The organism is Peribacillus sp. NJ11, from assembly GCF_030348405.1.
GTDB lineage: Bacteria > Bacillota > Bacilli > Bacillales > DSM-1321 > Peribacillus.
In genome coordinates, this window is record NZ_JAUCFO010000001.1 from 958,371 (window position 1) to 975,794 (window position 17,424).

Genomic DNA, 17,424 nt, shown 5'->3' on the forward strand with positions numbered 1-17,424 from the left:
TACAAGACCCAGACGTCACTCTTCATCCGATAGTTTTTCCTCTGTAAAGTAACGTAAAATGCCCATATAAATCGAACTGGCAACCTTTTCTTGATACCCATCACTGATAAGGCGTTCCCTTTCCTCAGTATTGGAAAGAAAGCCAATTTCCACAAGCGCTCCCGGTTTTTTAGCATAATTCATCAAATACACATTATTGATCGTTTTTGCATCACGCTTTGTATTTTCCAGGTTTCTAATGATTTCAGTCTGAATGAATTTTGCTACCTGTTCATTTTCCTCAAACCTGTTTGTATAAAAGGTTTGGGCTCCTTTCGATGACGCTGATGGAAAAGAGTTCAAATGAATGCTTAAGAATAAGTCCGCTTCCGAATCATTGATCATTTCAACCCGATTCCGTAAGTCTTCCTGTTTGCGCTGGCGGATCCCCTTTGTATTACCCTGTGCCAAATCCTCATCCTTCTCACGGGTCATGATGACAAGGGCACCCTGTTCCTGTAAATAGTCCCTGACCTTCAATGAAACGGAAAGGGCAATTTCCTTTTCCATTACCTTTTGTACATTTGCCCCTCCGTCCATCCCTCCATGACCAGCATCCAGTATGATTACCTTACCTGCCAACGGAAGGTTCCAAGAGTCCCAAGAATCATCTTCAACAAATTTAAAAGTCACAATTAAAAAAAGGACAAACAATCCCATAGCGATTCCTGTATATTTCAGCTTTTTGCGCATGACCGTTCCCCTTCCATGATCCCTCTATTAAAAAGTATGGGACAAACCATGGAATTAGAACAAGGAACGAGTGATTTTTGCCTTCTTAATGCAGTTTCATTTTATATCGTTTTTCACCAGTCTTAAAGCCGTCCAGCCACCACTCTCCCACAAACCCCTCACAGCAATAAAACAAACCTTCATCGAAAGCGTTATTTGCTGTAACTTCCCGCCAATACAAAATAAAGTTAAAAAGAGTATCGATCAAAAACTTTTCTTCCTTCCAGGACCTGGCCCTTACATCGTCTTCTGACTCACCGTAATAGCCAAACTTACTATAGTTCGCCCCTAATAAATAAGCCTCGATAGCAACATCAAAGTAGCCTTCTTCCAAGACATCCATCAAATCCTGTCCAAAGTAACGCTGGATTCTTCCCTTCATATCCTCGATAGAAAGATCCCTGAGCAATCTACGTTCGAACTTCAGTTGCCTTTCCCTTTGCATCTCCTGTAAACCTAATATCACAGCCATATTTCACCTCCGGGGCATTTCCCCATTTCCCAAATTATTTCCCAAGACATAATTTAGTTTTTGCGTTCTATTTTGAACCATTCATTTATTCTATTGGCAAAAAATAATGAGGATAAGTTCAGCAGGCGCAGGACGATGATCTAGTTTTATAAGAACACTGTTAAAAAGAAGACTGCCTGTACGGATTATAGAACAGAGATGTAAGCCGTTAAGAAGGAACCAGTATTACCTTTGAAATATGAAGCGATTCGCGCGTATCTAAAAACGCACCTCCTGGGTAACAAGGCATACGATTGAATATTCCGGAGTTTTCTCGCTTTTACACTTAGATCATTTGGACCGAAGAAACTTTCTCCCCCGATAACTTGCAACTCAGGCTGCTACCCGAGGCTGCCTTTGCCGACTTGGGTAGCTCACTGCGTATGTCTCTCTGGACATTGATCAATCCTAATTATTCATCATGCTTATCCATGTTTTGTTTCCTCTTCTTTCCCCCTTAGTAAAGAGTCGATTAGGATGACAAATGAATCATCTTTAACAAAACAGACGGATGTCATGGAGAAAGTAGAAAAATGATCAAATATATAAGCGTGAAAAAGTTTTAATCTTGGCATTAAGATTAAATAAAAAGGACATCCCTGATAAACGGATGTCCATGATATAACTTTTTATAATAGCGAAGTCATTTAATAGCTGCTTAATTAGCAGGTATCTTATTTTTAATTGTCCGGAATTCCCGGCGCAGTTTGTCATCAAACGGATACTTTTTTTGGTCGTAACATCAATCCCTATATCTGTCCGGCTCTTTTCTTTAAGCGGCCTACAAGCGGCACTACAATTATACCGGCTATTATGACCTGCATTACGTTACCAGGGACGGAGCCGAATGGCTGTATCCAGTTACCGTAAAGGATAACTTCAGCAAAATAATAGCCCACGATTTTTATGATCAACGCAACGGCAATGGCCAACGTGTATACATATTCTCTTTTGCCGGGTACCTTTTCGGATATGAGTCCTACTAAAAAGCCCATTGCACCTACTATGATGAATGTAAACGGTGCCCATGCTGCCCAACCAGATAAAAGATCGAATAGGGCCATTCCGAATGCTCCAGCTATGGCCCCTGTTTTTTTGCCGTAAACCAAGGCTGCTATAAAAAGAGGAACGTTACCCAGATGGATTAGGCCTCCGTTACCCATTATCGGGAGCTTGATGTTGATGAATGTCGCTACAATGGTTAATGCGATGAAAAGGGCATTGATGACTAAGGCCTTTGTTTTAGTTGTTTCTGTCGCTGAGAATGTTGAATTCATATGAAGTCCTCTTTCTTTTTTTTAGTATTATCATACTCCTAATCAGAAACTTAATAAATATGGATTTTACAAATAAACCTGTATTACATAAATAAACTCATCTTCCAACGAATGGAACGCAACTGTCTCCAACGCTGAAACGCCTTTACCGCGGCGTTTCATTTGCATTTGATGCTGGAAAGACGCATTCAGAATTCATGATGTGGTCTAATCTTTTACCGGGCCTAAAAAAGACACCGAACCATCAAGGACGACTATTAAAAACTGTGAAAATCTAAAACATCAGAACAAAACCCCGACATTAATGAAATTCAAGGTTGATTCAAACGAAAGTAGAATCAGTGCACTCTGTACATTAAATAAATTTGATTGGCAATATAATCTGAACTAAAATGAAGCCCCTGTCTTAACCACCATATTATAATGCCTACCAAGGAGGCTGTTTTAATATCAATGGCAACATAATCAGCAGGTAAATCCTTCTTGGAATTCTTCCTCCTTATTTCTACTAATTGCTTTAATAATGAAAACAATTGTTCCTCAAACTGATTCGTATTAAATAAAATAAGTAAATAATTTCGATGGATATATAAGTAATCAAGCAATTGTGTTAGCTGTTGTTTTTCTGATAAATCTTTTGCATGTATTAAAGCAACAATTTTATCAGAAAGCTCATTTAAAATCTCATCGGTGATTTGCGTTAGTAAATCTTGAATATCCTGGTAATGCAAGTAAAATGTTGTCCGATTTAATCCTGCATTGGCTGCGATTTTCTGAACCGTTAAATTTGAAATTGCGGAATCCTCGCATAAGAGAACAATGACCGCATTTTTAAACATTTCTCTAGAACGAATTGTACGAGGATCTTCTTTTTTAGGTATAGACATTTTTAACTCCTTTATAGTTTTTTCTTTTACTTTCTCAACAGCATATATTTCTATGTCGATTAGTGAACATTTTCATGAAAACTGTTCATGGTAAGGAACATATATTTTTGTTACCATCGATTTTATCGACACGATGTTGAGAATGCAAGTCAAAAATAAAGGGGTTGTCGAAAGAAATGGGCATAACAGAAGGAAATAAAAAAGTTTTATTAATTGTATTGATTGCTGGCTGTTTTTTATCAACATTAAATCAGACTTTATTAAATGTTGCATTGAGTGGCTTAATGGACGTATTTCATGTAACGGCTGCAACTGTACAATGGTTATCAACAGGCTTTATGCTAGTAAACGGTGTTTTAGTACCAATTACGGCTTTTTTAATGAAACGGTTTACAACAAGGCAGCTATTTATTAGCTCAATGTTTTTTTTGCTCATCGGATCGGTAATTTGTGCATGTGCGATGAATTTTGGCATGCTTTTAACGGGAAGAATGATTCAAGCAATTGGTGCCGGGATTATTATGCCTCTAATGATGACAGTTATTTTTTATTTATATCCTAGCGAAAAGCGTGGAAGTATTATGGGGACAATTGGCTTTGCGATGATTTTTGCTCCAGCCATCGCTCCTACATTATCTGGTTTTATCATTGAGTATGTTTCATGGAGATGGCTATTTATTGGGTTAATCCCATTTATATTAATTGTCATTGTTCTAGCGTTCAAATATTTAATGAATGTTGCGGAGACAACAAAAGCAAAATTAGATATCACAAGTGTCATTTTATCAACGATTGGTTTTGGCTGCATTTTATTTGGATTTAGTAGCGCAGGAAGCAAGGGTTGGGATAATCTCGTTGTCATAACTACAATTATCGTCGGAATAATCGTGACGACTCTATTCTGTATACGTCAAATGAAATCCAATGATCCATTATTAAATTTATCCGTATTTAAGTATAAGATTTTCACTCTCACATCATTCATCAATGTACTAATTACAATGATTATGTATGCGGATTTAATACTTTTACCAATTTACTTGCAGAATGGACGAGGTTTTACAGCATTTGAAGCAGGTTTGCTGTTATTACCTGGAGCTGTCATTAATGCCTTCTTATCCCCTATCACAGGTAAAATGTATGACAAATACGGTGCTAAACCACTCTTTATTACAGGTTTACTATTTATCATTGTTTCGATGTGGGGAGTCATTGATATAAACGAATCAACAACCTATATGTATTTAATGGTTCGTACCATTATTTTACGAATTGGATTAAGCTTTATTACCATGCCTTTAAATACAGCAGGGTTAAATGCTTTACCACGAGAATTGGGTTCCCATGGTTCAGCTGTAAATAATACCATTCGCCAATTGTCAGGTGCTATCGGCACAGCAGTTGTCATCACAGTGTATACAATGCAAGCAACTTTACATGCCTCTGAGATATCAATGCAAAATGAAAACATTACAGCTATACGACTAGAGTCATTAGCTTCTATCTTTGGCTCAAGTGACGCCTATGTTTTTATGTTAATCTTATCTATTGTGGCGTTAATTTTTACATGTTTTATGCCTAAAAAAGCCACAATCAAAAAAAGTGAAAGTGAATCCCATAACTAAAATTATTAACAATGGAGTCTTTAAAATAAAGCATATCTGGGATATCCCAGATATGCTTTATTATTTTTAATATATTTCAGTCCCACACAATAAGGTTCATGGAGCATGATATGATCAAAATCTTTTTCCTGACAAAAAAAAAGACCCCCAACCAAAATGGTTGAGAGCCTTTGAAACGGTAATAGAATTAACGTTTTGAGAACTGAGGTGCACGACGTGCGCCTTTAAGACCGTATTTTTTACGTTCTTTCATACGTGGGTCACGAGTTAGTAAACCAGCAGTTTTAAGAGATGGACGGTATTCTGGATCAACTTGAAGCAATGCACGAGCGATACCGTGACGGATTGCTCCAGCTTGACCAGTGTATCCACCACCGCTAACGTTTACTAGAACGTCGTAATTTCCAGTAGTTTCCGTTGCAACTAGTGGTTGGTTAACAACTTCACGTAATGCTGCGAAAGGAATATATTCATTAATGTCACGACCGTTAATAACGATGCGACCTTCGCCTGGTACTAAACGTACACGAGCTACTGAGCTCTTACGGCGACCAGTACCATAATATTGAACTTGTGCCAAGATAGTAACCTCCTTAGTAATTATCCGCGTAATTCGTATACTTCTGGTTGTTGAGCAGCGTGAGGGTGCTCAGCTCCAGCGTATACGTGTAATTTTTTGTAGATTTGACGACCAAGAGAATTCTTTGGAAGCATACCTTTGATAGCAAGTTCAAGCATTCTCTCAGGGTAGTTTGTACGCATTTCAAGAGCAGTTCTAGTTTTAAGACCGCCTGGATGCATAGTGTGACGGTAATAAATTTTGTCAGTCAATTTTTTACCAGTCAAGTGGATTTTTTCAACATTGATTAGAATTACATGATCACCAGTGTCAATGTTAGGTGTAAAAGTTGGTTTATGTTTACCACGTAAGATGGATGCTACTTCAGTAGAAAGGCGACCCAAAGTTTTGCCTTCAGCGTCAATCACATACCATTTACGTTCTACTTCATTAGCTTTCGCCATAAATGTCGTACGCATGGTTAACCTCCTAAAAAACTTTTTAATTTTTTATATTTATTTTCAATCACAATAAACTTCCGGGGCTTATCGTGGGATTAAAATACATACCATATTATATTAACTTCTCCCAGATTCATTGTCAAGGGAATGTTACACTAGGATAAGTTGTCTATAAAATACTCTCTGCAACTCCATGAAAAGGTCAGTATAGCGCCAAACCGCTCCATTACTGATTTCTTCCCGTTTATCAGTTGTAAAAAAACTGGTATCACACGAGAAATAATTTTATTTGTAAAATACTTTCCATAAATACAAGCCTTGGGCTGGTGCTGTTTTCCCTGCAAAACTGCGGTCTTTTTTATCCAATATCCCGATCATATCCCGGGGTGCCATCTTCCCGCTGCCGACTTCCAGGAGTGTCCCAACCAAGATACGTACCATATTATACAAAAAACCTTCCCCAACGAAGCGAAAAACCATGACGCCATCGCTCTCTTCAAAATCGATTTCTTGAATGGTTCGAACTTTATCGACCACTTCCGTTTTTGCCGAACAAAAACTTGTAAAGTCATGTGTCCCTATCAAATAGGAAATGGCTTCCCTCATCGCCTTCCCATCTAATGGGTAGGGATAATGGTAGGCGTAATTACGTTGGAACGGATCCCGTAGATTGGATCGGGCTACGATATAACGGTACTCTTTCCCAGTCGTATGGAACCTCGCGTGAAAATTGTCAGGCACGATATCGACTTCCAAAACGACAATATCGGTCGGAAGAAGGGCGCTGAACGCCTTTACCCAATTTTCAGTAGGAAATGTAAGGGGCGATTCAAAGTGAATGACCTGCCCCTTTGCATGGACCCCTGAATCTGTCCTGCCTGAAGCAGTCACCTTTATAATTGAGCCTTTGTGCATTTGTGCTAAGACTGCCTCGAATTCACTTTGTATGGTTCGTTTCTCAGGCTGCACCTGATACCCAGCGAAACCCGTGCCGTCATACGCGATCACACATTTATATTTTGGCATAGTACTCTTCCTTAATATGAACGTAATAAAAATAACATGACCGTAAGAAGACCTATTGAGACCATTAAAAGGCTATCACTCGTCTTCCAGTCCAATTGGCGGTATTTCGTGCGGCCTTCCCCACCACGATATCCTCTTGATTCCATGGCAGTTGCCAATTCTTCTGCCCGTTTGAATGAACTCACAAATAAAGGAACAAGCAGCGGTACAATCGATTTAACCCTGTCCTTTACTGGACCAGATGAAAAGTCAACTCCCCTTGCAGTTTGAGCCTTCATGATTTTTTCCGTTTCCTCCATTAGCGTTGGAATGAACCGAAGGGCAATGGACATCATCAATGCTAGTTCGTGTACAGGCATTTTCCACTTTTTCAAGGGACCCAACAGCTCTTCCATTCCATCTGTAATGGATATCGGAGTTGTCGTCAATGTTAATAGTGACGTAACAAGGATTAGTAAAGTAAATCTTACGGATATGAACAAACCTTGAATCAAACCGCCTTCATAGATCTCGAACCAACCGTATTCAAAAAGCAATTCCCCTTCTTTCGTAAACAATATATGGAGAAGGAAAGTAAACACGATTAAGAAAAAGATAGGTTTTAACCCATTATAAAGATAGCGAAGGGGTATCTTCGAAAGGCTAATCAAAAGGATGGTGAATACCGCGAGTAAACCATAAGAAACGACATTATTCGCCAAAAAGATGACACAAACAAACAGAAACACAAGGAGTAATTTAGCCCTTGGATCCATCCTGTGTATCAGGGAGTCAGCAGGTACATAGCGCCCGATAATCATTTTATCCAGCATCAGCGGTTCCCCCGTTTCATGGCTTTATCTATTTCTATCGCTAAATCACCGATATTAAGACACGGTTGATCAAATCTAACCCCAAGTTCCTTCTGGAGCTTGAGCTGAAAACGTACCGTATCAGGTACATCCAGGCCAAGCTCAAGTAATTGTTCTGGCTCGGAGAAGATTTCCTGCGGAGTCCCTTTTTTGAACACCGTACCCTGGTGCATGATAATGATGTCATCCGCGTACTTTGCTGCATCCTCCATACTATGTGTCACTAGAATTGTAGAAATGCCCCTTACTTTATGCAAATCATAAAACATGTTCATTATTTCTTTGCGTCCCCGTGGATCCAGTCCCGCTGTAGGCTCATCCAGTACCAATACTTCCGGCTCCATGGCAAGTACCCCGGCAATGGCCACCCGTCGCATTTGTCCGCCGGATAGATCGAATGGAGATTTTTCAAGAATTTCCTCACTCAATCCAACTTGAGCGATGGCTTTCCTGGCCAGTTTCTTAGCATCGGTTTCAGAAACCCCAAAATTCATAGGTCCGAAACATATATCCTTTTCAACCGTTTCATCAAATAGCTGATGTTCCGGAAACTGAAAAACAATTCCGACCTTTTGTCTAATTGGCCGCAATGCCTTTTCTTTTCTTCCAGCCTCGATCGTCCGGTCCCCAATGAAGACCCGACCCTTCGTCGGTTTTAAAAGAGCATTCAAATGCTGCAGTAGCGTCGATTTCCCGGACCCTGTATGCCCGATGATTGCGGTATAGGTTCCCGGCTCCATTGAAATATTGACATCATGAAGGGCGAGATGTTCAAAAGGAGTATTCACCTGATAGCGGTATTCTACATCATCGAGTGTAATTCGCATAAATCCTTCACCAACTCTTCCTCTGTCAAATGCCCATCAACCACACGAACACCATTTTTTTGTAACTCTTTGGTAAGTTTCACTGAAAAGGGAATATCCAGACCAAGAGCAATTAATTCTTCCTCTAATTCAAAAATATCCTGAGGTGGTCCTTCACGATATAACCGACCTTGGTTCATGACTATCATTCGATCAGCTTTCGCAGCTTCCTCAAGATCATGGGTGATTGATATGACGGTAATCTCGTTTTCCTGTTTTAACTCCCTAACTGTTTCAAGCACTTCTTCACGGCCTCTTGGGTCAAGCATGGAGGTTGCTTCATCTAAGATGATTATGTCTGGCTGCAAGGCTATTACACCTGCTATGGCCACTCTTTGCTTTTGACCGCCGGATAGATGGTGCGGCTCTTGATTAAGAAAGGCATTCATTTTAACCTTATTTAACGCACCATGAACACGCTCCACCATAACCTGCTGAGAAACACCGGCGTTTTCTAAACCAAAAGCCACATCATCCTGAACTGTAGTGCCTACAAATTGATTATCTGGGTTTTGAAAAACCATGCCAATTTTTTGGCGCGCATCCCAAACAGTTTCTTCCGTCAATAGTTGATCATTAATCGTAATGGTACCTGAGTTAGCGAACTGAAGTCCATTCAGTAACTTCGCTAATGTCGACTTGCCAGAACCATTATGCCCGACAATCGCAAGCCACTCCCCCTGATGAATATCAAATGAAACATCATCCAAGGCGTTTCGAGACTGACCCTCATATTTAAAAATAATATTATTTAAAGAAACCAGCTTCTTCCCCATGTGGCCCTCCTCATCCTCGACTGCACTCGTCTAATCTAAACTCTGCTCAATCAACATAAACATAGTGGTATTTCTTCTGAAAATATAAAAAAACGCTGCACCCCTTCCACCGAAAGAATTTTCGGTAAATTAAGAGCAGCTTACAGCGGGCCTGTTACGAAAAACAGGTTATCTTATAATCGCTTATCAAAAGCGGGAAGGGATGCTTGAGCTAGACGTGAAGGCTCCCTGTATAAACAGGTTCCGCCAGCCATCGTAACACTCAATGCGAATTTCTAAATAACAGAATTTCTATTTAAAAAAAGAAAAAGGGCATAGAACAAGTGAGTTTATTCATTTGTCCCGCCCTTTTTCATCGTTGTTATTAAACTAATTCAATAACCACGACTGGTGCACCGTCACCGCGGCGTGGACCAACTTTCATGATACGAGTGTATCCACCTTGACGTTCTTCATAACGTGGAGCCACGTCACTGAATAGTTTTTGAAGGGCATCTGTGCCATTCTCAGCGTCAGCGATTTCGTTACGGATGAATGATGCAGCTTGACGGCGTGCATGCAAGTCACCACGTTTACCAAGAGTGATCATTTTATCTACTACAGAACGTAATTCCTTTGCACGTGCTTCAGTAGTTTCAATGCGCTCATGGATAATAAGATCCGTAGCTAAATCACGAAGTAATGCTTTACGTTGTGCGCTAGTGCGTCCTAACTTTCTGTAACCCATTAGAGATTCCCTCCTTTGTTGAAGTTCTATATTGTGTGTCTAAACAAGGCTCACAACATAATGGATTGATTCCGCCATGTTATCAGTCGTCTTTACGAAGACCTAAGCCTAATTCTTCTAGTTTCGCTTTCACTTCTTCAAGTGATTTACGGCCTAGATTACGTACTTTCATCATATCTTCTTCCGTTTTATGAGCTAGCTCTTGAACGGTATTGATTCCAGCACGCTTCAAGCAGTTGTAAGAACGAACAGAAAGGTCTAATTCTTCGATCGTCATCTCAAGAACTTTTTCTTTTTGATCTTCTTCTTTTTCAACCATGATTTCAGCATTTTGAGCTTCATCGGTTAACCCAACAAAGATATTTAAATGCTCTGTTAAAATCTTAGCTCCAAGTGCTACCGCTTCTTGCGGACCCGTACTGCCATCAGTCCAAACATCGAACGTTAACTTGTCAAAGTTAGACAACTGTCCAACACGTGTATTTTCAACTTGGAAAGATACGCGTGAAACTGGAGTGTAAAGAGCATCGATTGGAATTACACCAATTGGCTGATCTTCTCTCTTGTTTTGAACAGCAGGAGTGTAGCCGCGGCCGCGACGTGCAGATAAACGCATACGCATATGACCGTTTTTACCAATTGTAGCAATATATAAATCCGGATTAAGAATTTCTACATCACTATCATGAGTGATATCAGCAGCCGTGATGACTCCGTCACCTTGAACGTCAATTTCCAGCGTCTTCTCTTCATCAGAGTAAATCTTAAGAGCTAGTTTTTTCACATTAAGAATGATAGATGTTACATCTTCCACGACGCCTTCAATTGTTGAGAACTCATGTAGCACTCCATCAATTTGTATAGCTGTGACAGCAGCACCTGGGAGTGAGGATAAAAGGATACGACGTAAGGAGTTACCCAATGTAGTACCATACCCACGCTCTAGTGGCTCTACGACGAATTTACCGAATTTGGTATCGTCGTTGATTTCAACCGTTTCGATTTTTGGTTTTTCTATTTCGATCATCAATAAACCCTCCTTCAAAACGTCAAAACCCCGGCAAGTAAACTAAGTCACTTAAACCGAAATTCCCCATGTATACGTTCCCGCTGTGCGCAACAACTGAAAATTAATCCTCTGTAAGAACGCAAACTCAGTATTATATCCCATTATTGACAGGAATACAAAATCTATACAGAAAAATTAAACACGGCGACGTTTTGGTGGACGGCATCCGTTATGTGGAACTGGAGTTACATCTTTAATTGCAGTTACTTCTAGGCCAGCAGCTTGAAGTGCACGAATAGCAGCTTCACGTCCAGCACCAGGTCCTTTAACTGTAACTTCAAGAGTTTTCATACCATGTTCAATTGATGTTTTAGCAGCTGTTTCAGCAGCCATTTGTGCAGCAAATGGAGTGGATTTACGAGATCCACGGAATCCTAGAGCTCCAGCACTTGACCAAGAAATAGCATTACCATGAGAGTCAGTGATCGTAACGATAGTGTTATTGAAAGTTGAACGAATATGTGCAATACCAGTTTCTATATTCTTTTTCACACGACGTTTACGTGTATTAGTTTTACGTGCCATGAAAAGTAACCTCCTTTACTAATTATTTTTTCTTGTTAGCTACAGTACGACGAGGTCCTTTACGCGTACGAGCATTGTTTTTTGTATTTTGACCGCGGACAGGAAGACCACGACGGTGACGTAAACCACGGTAAGAACCGATTTCCATTAAACGTTTGATGTTTAGGGAGATTTCACGACGAAGGTCGCCTTCTACTTTAAGCTTGTCAATGATATCACGAATTTTATTCAATTCGTCTTCCGTTAAGTCACGAACGCGAGTTTCTTCAGAAACGCCTGCTTCTGCAAGAACTTTCATCGCTGTTTGTTTTCCAATACCATATATATATGTTAATGAGATAACAATACGTTTGTCACGGGGAATATCTACTCCAGCAATACGTGCCATGCTTGAGTGCACCTCCTTCTATTTAGCCTTGTTTTTGTTTATGTTTAGGGTTTTCGCAAATAACCATAACTTTACCTTTTCTGCGGATAACTTTACACTTTTCGCAGATTGGTTTGACTGATGGTCTGACTTTCATTGCTATCTAACCTCCTTATACAGATCGGAGCGTAACCGGATTATTTGAACCGGTATGTGATTCTGCCGCGAGTTAGATCATACGGGGAAAGCTCAACCGTAACTTTATCTCCAGGCAAAATGCGAATAAAGTGCATACGAATTTTACCGGATACATGAGCTAAAACAGTATGACCATTTTCTAATTCTACCTTAAACATTGCATTTGGCAAAGTCTCTTGTACTGTGCCTTCTACTTCAATTACATCATCTTTCGCCATTAAAGTGATTCTCCCTTCTCTATGCGTGAACCTATTAAAGGTACACATCTTTCCGTCAACATTACTACAGTCCAATTATCCTCATAAGTCTTACAATTCTGCATCAAGTATTCACCATTTTGTAGAACCAGGCTTTAACTGAGGACCTTTATCAGTTGGACCGAAATGAGGATTTTATGGGTCCTCATGTAAGTCTTGACCGATTCCGTGACCGACATACTCTCGAATAGAGAAGCAATTAGTCTCGACATAGGTTTGAATAGCATGGGAGATGTTTGAAAGGCGCACGCCTGACATAGCTTCTTTCAACCCTCTATATCACGACTCTTTAGGAATCCCAATAGAGTCACTGCATTTCTTCATCAATTTTGCCGACCGGATATGTCCATGAAGATCACTTAAAAAGTAATCGCCCAATTCAGGGAATACCAAGTACAAGAACCTGATTAATAAATGTGCGAATGCTCTCGCGAAATCCATTATACCCTTTGTATTAAAGGAATGCACCAAGTTTAACTAGTAAGATATAAAAATGGTATGAATTTCATAAATCAATACGAATGATTAATTTTGCAAAGCACCTAATAACACATCGATATTTTCAAATACCTTATTAATATCTTGCTGTCCATTAATGTTGACCAAGTATCCTTTGTCTCCGTAGAAATCAAGAAGTGGCTTGGTTTGTTTCAAATTCACATCTAAGCGATTTTGAACCGTTTCTTCATTATCGTCAGCACGTTGATATAATTCTCCGCCACAGCGGTCGCATACATCATCTTTAGCAGGAGGATTGAATACAAGATGATATGTCGCACCACATGATTTGCAAATACGACGTCCTGTCAATCTTTCCATTAAGATGCTTTTATCCACATCGATATTAATGACAAAATTTATTTTTCGATCTAAATCAGTAAGAATGCTTTCAAGTGCCTCTGCCTGTGCCACAGTACGTGGAAATCCATCAAGCAAAAAACCCTTTAGGCAGTCTTCCTTGCTTAAACGTTCACGTACAATGCCAATGGTAACTTCATCAGGTACCAATTCGCCTTTGTCCATGAATGATTTTGCCTTTAGACCTAATTCTGTTCCATCTTTGATAGCTGTTCGGAACATATCTCCAGTAGAAATATGAGGGATATTATATTTTTCTACGATTTGTTCAGCTTGAGTGCCCTTACCAGCACCCGGCAGACCCATTAACACTAGATTCAATTTTCTTCCCCCTCAAACTCTATAATGGGTAAAGGGAACAAACCGTTCCCAAAACTCATTACTTTATAAAGCCTTTATAGTGTCTCTTCACAAGTTGTGATTCCAGTTGCTTCATCGTATCAAGGGCAACCCCCACTACGATTAGCAAACTAGTGCCACCAATCTGTGCAGATTGAGGTAGATCAGCAAGCTTAATGAAAAATACCGGTAAAACGGCAATGATGGCTAAGAATATAGAGCCTACAAACGTTAATCGGTATAAAACACGTGTTAAATATTCTTGTGTACTCTTACCTGGACGAATCCCCGGCACATAGCCACCTTGCTTTTTCAAATTCTCAGCCATTTGTTCAGGGTTAACCTGAATGAATGCATAAAAATACGCAAAAGCAATGATAAGAGCAACATAAATGATCATACCAATTGGCTTGGTGTAATCAAGATTTGTTGATATCCAACTAGTGACGCTGTTCTTTCCGAAGAAAGAAGCGATTGTAGTGGGAGTAATGATAAATGCCATTGCAAAGATTACCGGAATAACCCCCGCAGCATTTACTTTCAATGGTAAATGTGTAGACTGGCCACCCATTTGTGTACGACCTACCGCAGCACGTTTCGCATACTGAATAGGAATTTTTCGTAATGCCTGCTGAATGAAGATGACAGCAACCACGATTGCTAATACTGCTAAAACAATGAGGATAATCGTTATGATTCGTAAGAATAATTGATCCCCGGCATTTTCAAATTGTTGGGCGTAGATCTGATTTGCCGTAGTTGGCAAACTAGCTACGATACCAGCAAAGATTATGATGGAAATCCCATTACCCACACCCTTAGCAGTGATCAGCTCCCCTAACCACAAAAGAAAAGCTGTTCCTGCCGTTAAGACAGTCGCAATAAGCAAGTATGTTGCAATTCCAGGATTTTCAATCAATTGGCCACCTGACATATTATTGAACCCATAAGACATACCCAAAGCTTGGATGAATCCTAGGATAATAGTGAAGTAACGAGTGAATTGAGCTAATTTACGGCGCCCTGCTTCTCCTTGTTTAGACCATTCAGTGAACTTAGGTACAACATCCATCTGTAATAGTTGAACGATGATAGATGCCGTGATGTATGGCATGATACCCATCGCTAATATGGAAAAGTTTTGTAGTGCTCCGCCGCCAAAGGTATTTAAAAGACCGATGACGCTCAGCTGGTCCTGTTCAGCGAGAAAATCGGCATTCACATGCGGTACAGGTATAAATGTACCGATGCGATAGACGATTAACATTAGAAGGGTAAAAATAATCTTATTCCTTATTTCACCCACGCGCATAAAATTGGAGATCGTGCGAAACATTAGATCACCTCTGTATTACCGCCAGCAGCTTCGATAGCTTCTTTAGCAGTAGACGAGAATTTGTGAGCTTTAACAGTAAGCTTTTTCTCAATGCTTCCTTTGGCAAGAATTTTGATTCCTGCTTTTTCTTTACTTACAACTCCAGTCTCAAGTAAAAGAGCTGGTGTTACTTCAGTACCGTCTTCGAAAAGATTTAACGTATCGAGATTCACGATAGCATAGTCTTTACGGTTGATGTTGGTAAATCCACGTTTAGGTAAACGTCTGAATAGAGGAGTTTGTCCCCCTTCAAATCCAAGACGCACACCGCCGCCGGAGCGAGCGTTTTGTCCTTTATGTCCTTTACCTGCTGTTTTACCGTTACCAGATCCAATACCGCGACCTTTACGTTTACGTTCTTTACGAGAACCTTCTGCAGCTTTTAACTCATGAAGTTTCATGTTGGCACCTCCTTGTTAAGTTAAAAATTATTTTATTGTTCTTTTACAGTAACAAGATGAGCAACTTTGGTAATCATACCGCGAATCGCAGGGTTATCTTCATGAGTAACCGTTTGATGCATTTTGCGTAAACCCAAAGTGTTAACTGTAACACGTTGATCTTCTGGACGACCAATCAAGCTGCGAGTGAGGGTAATTTCTAATTTATTAGCCATAATTCGATTTCCCTCCTTATCCTAACAGTTCTTGTACTGATTTTCCACGTAACTTAGCTACGTCTTCAGCACGTTTCAATTGCTTCAATCCTTCAATTGTTGCGCGAACCATATTAATAGGTGTATTAGTACCTAGTGATTTAGACAAGATATCGCTAACTCCGCCTAATTCAAGTACCGCACGAACAGGACCACCAGCAATTACTCCTGTACCTTCAGAAGCTGGTTTCAATAGAATGTGACCTGCGCCATAGCGACCGTTCACAAGGTGAGGAATTGTAGTTCCAACCATTGGTACTGTAATTAGATTTTTCTTAGCATCCTCAATAGCTTTACGGATAGCATCCGGAACTTCTTGAGCTTTACCAGTACCAAATCCAACATGACCATTTTTATCACCAACAACAACTAGTGCAGTGAAACGGAAACGACGTCCGCCTTTAACAACTTTAGCTACACGATTTACTGTAACTACGCGTTCTTCAAGTTCTAATTTATTAGGATCAATGCTACGCATCTGTTATGTCCCTCCTTATCCATTAAAATTCTAAGCCGTTTTCACGAGCAGCGTCAGCCAATGCTTTAACACGACCATGGAAGAGGTAACCACCGCGGTCAAATACCACAGCTTTGAAACCTTTTTCAACAGCACGTTTCGCAATAAGTTCGCCAACTTTTTGAGCTGCTTCAGCATTGCTACTAGCTTCGATACTGATCTCTTTATCAAGAGTTGAAGCACTTGCTAATGTTACGCCTTGTGCATCGTCAATTAATTGTGCGTAAATGTGTTTGTTTGAACGAAACACATTTAAACGAGGACGAGCTTCTGTTCCAGAAAGCTTAGCACGTACACGTGCATGTCTTTTCTGACGAGTAGCATTTTTATCAAGCTTCGTAATCATTTACGTCACTCCTTTCGTTTACTTATGCGGCATTACTTACCAGTTTTACCTTCTTTACGACGAACGAATTCGCCTTCGTAACGAATACCTTTACCTTTATACGGTTCAGGTGGGCGAACATCACGGATATTAGCTGCTAGAGCTCCTACGCGTTCTTTGTTTGCACCTTTGATGATTACTTTTGTATTAGAAGGAACTTCGACTTCAACGCCCGCTTCTGGTTCTATTTCTACAGGGTGGGAATATCCAACGTTAAGGATAAGCTTAGTACCTTGCTTTTGTGCACGGTACCCAACCCCAATAAGTTCAAGTGATTTTACAAATCCTGTTGATACACCTTCAACCATGTTAGAGATAAGTGCGCGAGTAGTTCCGTGTAAAGAACGGTGAGCCTTCTCGTCAGACGGACGTGTTACAGTTAACACGTTCTCTTCAACAACGATTGTAAGATCAGGATTGAATGATCTAGTTAATTCACCTTTAGGTCCTTTAACAGTTACTTCACTTCCATTAACAGTAACTGTTACGCCTGCAGGGATTTCAATAGGTTTTTTACCTATACGAGACATATTGTGCACCTC

The 17,424-nt window shown here is 40.0% G+C and carries 25 protein-coding genes; 1 reads left to right on the plus strand and 24 read right to left on the minus strand.

The window, feature by feature from the left end; genetic code table 11:
• Positions 1-15: 15 nt before the first annotated feature.
• From cwlD to QUF86_RS04625, 4 genes are all read right to left on the minus strand, one after another.
• On the minus strand, positions 16-732 hold the full coding sequence (gene cwlD, locus QUF86_RS04610) for an N-acetylmuramoyl-L-alanine amidase CwlD (RefSeq protein WP_289318662.1): 717 nt from the start codon (positions 730-732) through the stop codon (positions 16-18).
• 85 nt (positions 733-817) lie between these two features.
• Complete coding sequence (locus QUF86_RS04615; protein WP_289333727.1) at positions 818-1,243, minus strand: DUF2521 family protein; 426 nt, start codon at positions 1,241-1,243, stop codon at positions 818-820.
• Between the two features lie 788 nt (positions 1,244-2,031).
• Positions 2,032-2,559, minus strand: coding sequence for an ECF transporter S component (locus tag QUF86_RS04620; RefSeq protein ID WP_289318659.1), 528 nt, complete (start codon positions 2,557-2,559; stop codon positions 2,032-2,034).
• A 338-nt stretch (positions 2,560-2,897) separates the two neighbouring features.
• Complete coding sequence (locus QUF86_RS04625; protein ID WP_289333728.1) at positions 2,898-3,446, minus strand: TetR/AcrR family transcriptional regulator; 549 nt, start codon at positions 3,444-3,446, stop codon at positions 2,898-2,900.
• Between the two features lie 176 nt (positions 3,447-3,622).
• Between QUF86_RS04625 and QUF86_RS04630 the strand changes: the two genes are divergently transcribed.
• Complete coding sequence (locus tag QUF86_RS04630; RefSeq protein ID WP_483313907.1) at positions 3,623-5,071, plus strand: DHA2 family efflux MFS transporter permease subunit; 1,449 nt, start codon at positions 3,623-3,625, stop codon at positions 5,069-5,071.
• A gap of 187 nt (positions 5,072-5,258) precedes the next feature.
• Here QUF86_RS04630 and rpsI read toward each other — a convergent pair whose 3' ends face one another.
• The 20 genes from rpsI to rplF all read right to left on the minus strand — a co-directional run bounded on the left by rpsI (position 5,259) and on the right by rplF (position 17,412).
• Positions 5,259-5,651 carry a 30S ribosomal protein S9 gene (gene rpsI, locus QUF86_RS04635; protein WP_034304957.1) on the minus strand — a complete coding sequence of 131 codons (393 nt, stop codon included), beginning with the start codon at positions 5,649-5,651 and terminating at the stop codon, positions 5,259-5,261.
• A gap of 20 nt (positions 5,652-5,671) precedes the next feature.
• The gene (gene rplM, locus QUF86_RS04640; protein ID WP_034304960.1) at positions 5,672-6,109 is read right to left on the minus strand and encodes a 50S ribosomal protein L13; all 438 of its coding nucleotides are present in this window, start codon (positions 6,107-6,109) and stop codon (positions 5,672-5,674) included.
• A gap of 267 nt (positions 6,110-6,376) precedes the next feature.
• Positions 6,377-7,117 carry a tRNA pseudouridine(38-40) synthase TruA gene (truA, locus tag QUF86_RS04645; RefSeq protein WP_289333730.1) on the minus strand — a complete coding sequence of 247 codons (741 nt, stop codon included), beginning with the start codon at positions 7,115-7,117 and terminating at the stop codon, positions 6,377-6,379.
• A gap of 11 nt (positions 7,118-7,128) precedes the next feature.
• Complete coding sequence (locus tag QUF86_RS04650) at positions 7,129-7,929, minus strand: energy-coupling factor transporter transmembrane component T family protein (protein ID WP_289318655.1); 801 nt, start codon at positions 7,927-7,929, stop codon at positions 7,129-7,131.
• Positions 7,929-8,795, minus strand: a complete 867-nt coding sequence (locus QUF86_RS04655) for an energy-coupling factor ABC transporter ATP-binding protein (protein ID WP_289318654.1) — start codon at positions 8,793-8,795, stop codon at positions 7,929-7,931. The genes QUF86_RS04650 and QUF86_RS04655 overlap by 1 nt, the downstream gene beginning before the upstream one ends.
• A complete protein-coding gene (locus QUF86_RS04660) occupies positions 8,771-9,610 on the minus strand; it encodes an energy-coupling factor ABC transporter ATP-binding protein (protein ID WP_289318653.1) in 840 nt (279 codons plus the stop codon). The genes QUF86_RS04655 and QUF86_RS04660 overlap by 25 nt, the downstream gene beginning before the upstream one ends.
• Before the next feature lie 364 nt (positions 9,611-9,974).
• A complete protein-coding gene (gene rplQ / locus QUF86_RS04665; protein ID WP_034304973.1) occupies positions 9,975-10,337 on the minus strand; it encodes a 50S ribosomal protein L17 in 363 nt (120 codons plus the stop codon).
• Positions 10,338-10,419: 82 nt separating this feature from the next.
• Positions 10,420-11,364 (minus strand): DNA-directed RNA polymerase subunit alpha, encoded by a 945-nt coding sequence (locus tag QUF86_RS04670; RefSeq protein ID WP_053349049.1) that lies wholly within the window; start codon positions 11,362-11,364, stop codon positions 10,420-10,422.
• Positions 11,365-11,541: 177 nt separating this feature from the next.
• A complete protein-coding gene (gene rpsK, locus QUF86_RS04675; protein ID WP_028390438.1) occupies positions 11,542-11,931 on the minus strand; it encodes a 30S ribosomal protein S11 in 390 nt (129 codons plus the stop codon).
• 22 nt (positions 11,932-11,953) lie between these two features.
• Positions 11,954-12,319, minus strand: a complete 366-nt coding sequence (gene rpsM, locus QUF86_RS04680) for a 30S ribosomal protein S13 (RefSeq protein WP_057915228.1) — start codon at positions 12,317-12,319, stop codon at positions 11,954-11,956.
• A 22-nt stretch (positions 12,320-12,341) separates the two neighbouring features.
• A complete protein-coding gene (gene rpmJ, locus QUF86_RS04685; RefSeq protein WP_003156543.1) occupies positions 12,342-12,455 on the minus strand; it encodes a 50S ribosomal protein L36 in 114 nt (37 codons plus the stop codon).
• 40 nt (positions 12,456-12,495) lie between these two features.
• Positions 12,496-12,714, minus strand: coding sequence for a translation initiation factor IF-1 (gene infA, locus QUF86_RS04690; RefSeq protein WP_028390440.1), 219 nt, complete (start codon positions 12,712-12,714; stop codon positions 12,496-12,498).
• Positions 12,715-12,888: 174 nt separating this feature from the next.
• Complete coding sequence (locus tag QUF86_RS28885) at positions 12,889-13,011, minus strand: M24 family metallopeptidase (RefSeq protein WP_289318652.1); 123 nt, start codon at positions 13,009-13,011, stop codon at positions 12,889-12,891.
• Between the two features lie 267 nt (positions 13,012-13,278).
• The gene (locus QUF86_RS04700; protein WP_289318651.1) at positions 13,279-13,932 is read right to left on the minus strand and encodes an adenylate kinase; all 654 of its coding nucleotides are present in this window, start codon (positions 13,930-13,932) and stop codon (positions 13,279-13,281) included.
• Between the two features lie 58 nt (positions 13,933-13,990).
• Positions 13,991-15,286 carry a preprotein translocase subunit SecY gene (secY, locus tag QUF86_RS04705; RefSeq protein WP_289318650.1) on the minus strand — a complete coding sequence of 432 codons (1,296 nt, stop codon included), beginning with the start codon at positions 15,284-15,286 and terminating at the stop codon, positions 13,991-13,993.
• Positions 15,286-15,726, minus strand: a complete 441-nt coding sequence (gene rplO / locus QUF86_RS04710; protein WP_034304982.1) for a 50S ribosomal protein L15 — start codon at positions 15,724-15,726, stop codon at positions 15,286-15,288. The genes secY and rplO overlap by 1 nt, the downstream gene beginning before the upstream one ends.
• Positions 15,727-15,758: 32 nt before the next feature.
• On the minus strand, positions 15,759-15,941 hold the full coding sequence (rpmD, locus tag QUF86_RS04715; protein ID WP_289318649.1) for a 50S ribosomal protein L30: 183 nt from the start codon (positions 15,939-15,941) through the stop codon (positions 15,759-15,761).
• Between the two features lie 16 nt (positions 15,942-15,957).
• Complete coding sequence (gene rpsE / locus QUF86_RS04720) at positions 15,958-16,458, minus strand: 30S ribosomal protein S5 (protein ID WP_034304987.1); 501 nt, start codon at positions 16,456-16,458, stop codon at positions 15,958-15,960.
• Between the two features lie 22 nt (positions 16,459-16,480).
• Entirely contained in the window at positions 16,481-16,843 is a 363-nt protein-coding gene (gene rplR / locus QUF86_RS04725) for a 50S ribosomal protein L18 (RefSeq protein WP_061440390.1), read from the minus strand.
• Between the two features lie 32 nt (positions 16,844-16,875).
• Positions 16,876-17,412 carry a 50S ribosomal protein L6 gene (rplF, locus tag QUF86_RS04730; RefSeq protein WP_289318648.1) on the minus strand — a complete coding sequence of 179 codons (537 nt, stop codon included), beginning with the start codon at positions 17,410-17,412 and terminating at the stop codon, positions 16,876-16,878.
• Positions 17,413-17,424: the final 12 nt, after the last annotated feature.

What these genes read in the sequence shown, in the direction of transcription:
- infA (WP_028390440.1), bottom strand. Translation starts at nt 12,714, where the DNA reads ATGGCGAAAGATGATGTAATTGAAGTAGAAGGCACAGTACAAGAGACT.
- QUF86_RS04670 (WP_053349049.1), bottom strand. Translation starts at nt 11,364, where the DNA reads ATGATCGAAATAGAAAAACCAAAAATCGAAACGGTTGAAATCAACGAC.
- rplM (WP_034304960.1), bottom strand. Translation starts at nt 6,109, where the DNA reads ATGCGTACGACATTTATGGCGAAAGCTAATGAAGTAGAACGTAAATGG.
- rpmD (WP_289318649.1), bottom strand. Translation starts at nt 15,941, where the DNA reads ATGGCTAATAAATTAGAAATTACCCTCACTCGCAGCTTGATTGGTCGT.
- rplF (WP_289318648.1), bottom strand. Translation starts at nt 17,412, where the DNA reads ATGTCTCGTATAGGTAAAAAACCTATTGAAATCCCTGCAGGCGTAACA.
- QUF86_RS04655 (WP_289318654.1), bottom strand. Translation starts at nt 8,795, where the DNA reads ATGCGAATTACACTCGATGATGTAGAATACCGCTATCAGGTGAATACT.
- QUF86_RS04615 (WP_289333727.1), bottom strand. Translation starts at nt 1,243, where the DNA reads ATGGCTGTGATATTAGGTTTACAGGAGATGCAAAGGGAAAGGCAACTG.
- QUF86_RS04650 (WP_289318655.1), bottom strand. Translation starts at nt 7,929, where the DNA reads ATGCTGGATAAAATGATTATCGGGCGCTATGTACCTGCTGACTCCCTG.
- rpsK (WP_028390438.1), bottom strand. Translation starts at nt 11,931, where the DNA reads ATGGCACGTAAAACTAATACACGTAAACGTCGTGTGAAAAAGAATATA.
- rpmJ (WP_003156543.1), bottom strand. Translation starts at nt 12,455, where the DNA reads ATGAAAGTCAGACCATCAGTCAAACCAATCTGCGAAAAGTGTAAAGTT.
- QUF86_RS04630 (WP_483313907.1), top strand. Translation starts at nt 3,623, where the DNA reads ATGGGCATAACAGAAGGAAATAAAAAAGTTTTATTAATTGTATTGATT.
- QUF86_RS04620 (WP_289318659.1), bottom strand. Translation starts at nt 2,559, where the DNA reads ATGAATTCAACATTCTCAGCGACAGAAACAACTAAAACAAAGGCCTTA.
- rpsM (WP_057915228.1), bottom strand. Translation starts at nt 12,319, where the DNA reads ATGGCACGTATTGCTGGAGTAGATATTCCCCGTGACAAACGTATTGTT.
- secY (WP_289318650.1), bottom strand. Translation starts at nt 15,286, where the DNA reads ATGTTTCGCACGATCTCCAATTTTATGCGCGTGGGTGAAATAAGGAAT.
- rpsE (WP_034304987.1), bottom strand. Translation starts at nt 16,458, where the DNA reads ATGCGTAGCATTGATCCTAATAAATTAGAACTTGAAGAACGCGTAGTT.
- QUF86_RS28885 (WP_289318652.1), bottom strand. Translation starts at nt 13,011, where the DNA reads ATGTCAGGCGTGCGCCTTTCAAACATCTCCCATGCTATTCAAACCTAT.
- rplO (WP_034304982.1), bottom strand. Translation starts at nt 15,726, where the DNA reads ATGAAACTTCATGAGTTAAAAGCTGCAGAAGGTTCTCGTAAAGAACGT.
- QUF86_RS04660 (WP_289318653.1), bottom strand. Translation starts at nt 9,610, where the DNA reads ATGGGGAAGAAGCTGGTTTCTTTAAATAATATTATTTTTAAATATGAG.
- cwlD (WP_289318662.1), bottom strand. Translation starts at nt 732, where the DNA reads ATGCGCAAAAAGCTGAAATATACAGGAATCGCTATGGGATTGTTTGTC.
- rplR (WP_061440390.1), bottom strand. Translation starts at nt 16,843, where the DNA reads ATGATTACGAAGCTTGATAAAAATGCTACTCGTCAGAAAAGACATGCA.
- rplQ (WP_034304973.1), bottom strand. Translation starts at nt 10,337, where the DNA reads ATGGGTTACAGAAAGTTAGGACGCACTAGCGCACAACGTAAAGCATTA.
- QUF86_RS04625 (WP_289333728.1), bottom strand. Translation starts at nt 3,446, where the DNA reads ATGTCTATACCTAAAAAAGAAGATCCTCGTACAATTCGTTCTAGAGAA.
- truA (WP_289333730.1), bottom strand. Translation starts at nt 7,117, where the DNA reads ATGCCAAAATATAAATGTGTGATCGCGTATGACGGCACGGGTTTCGCT.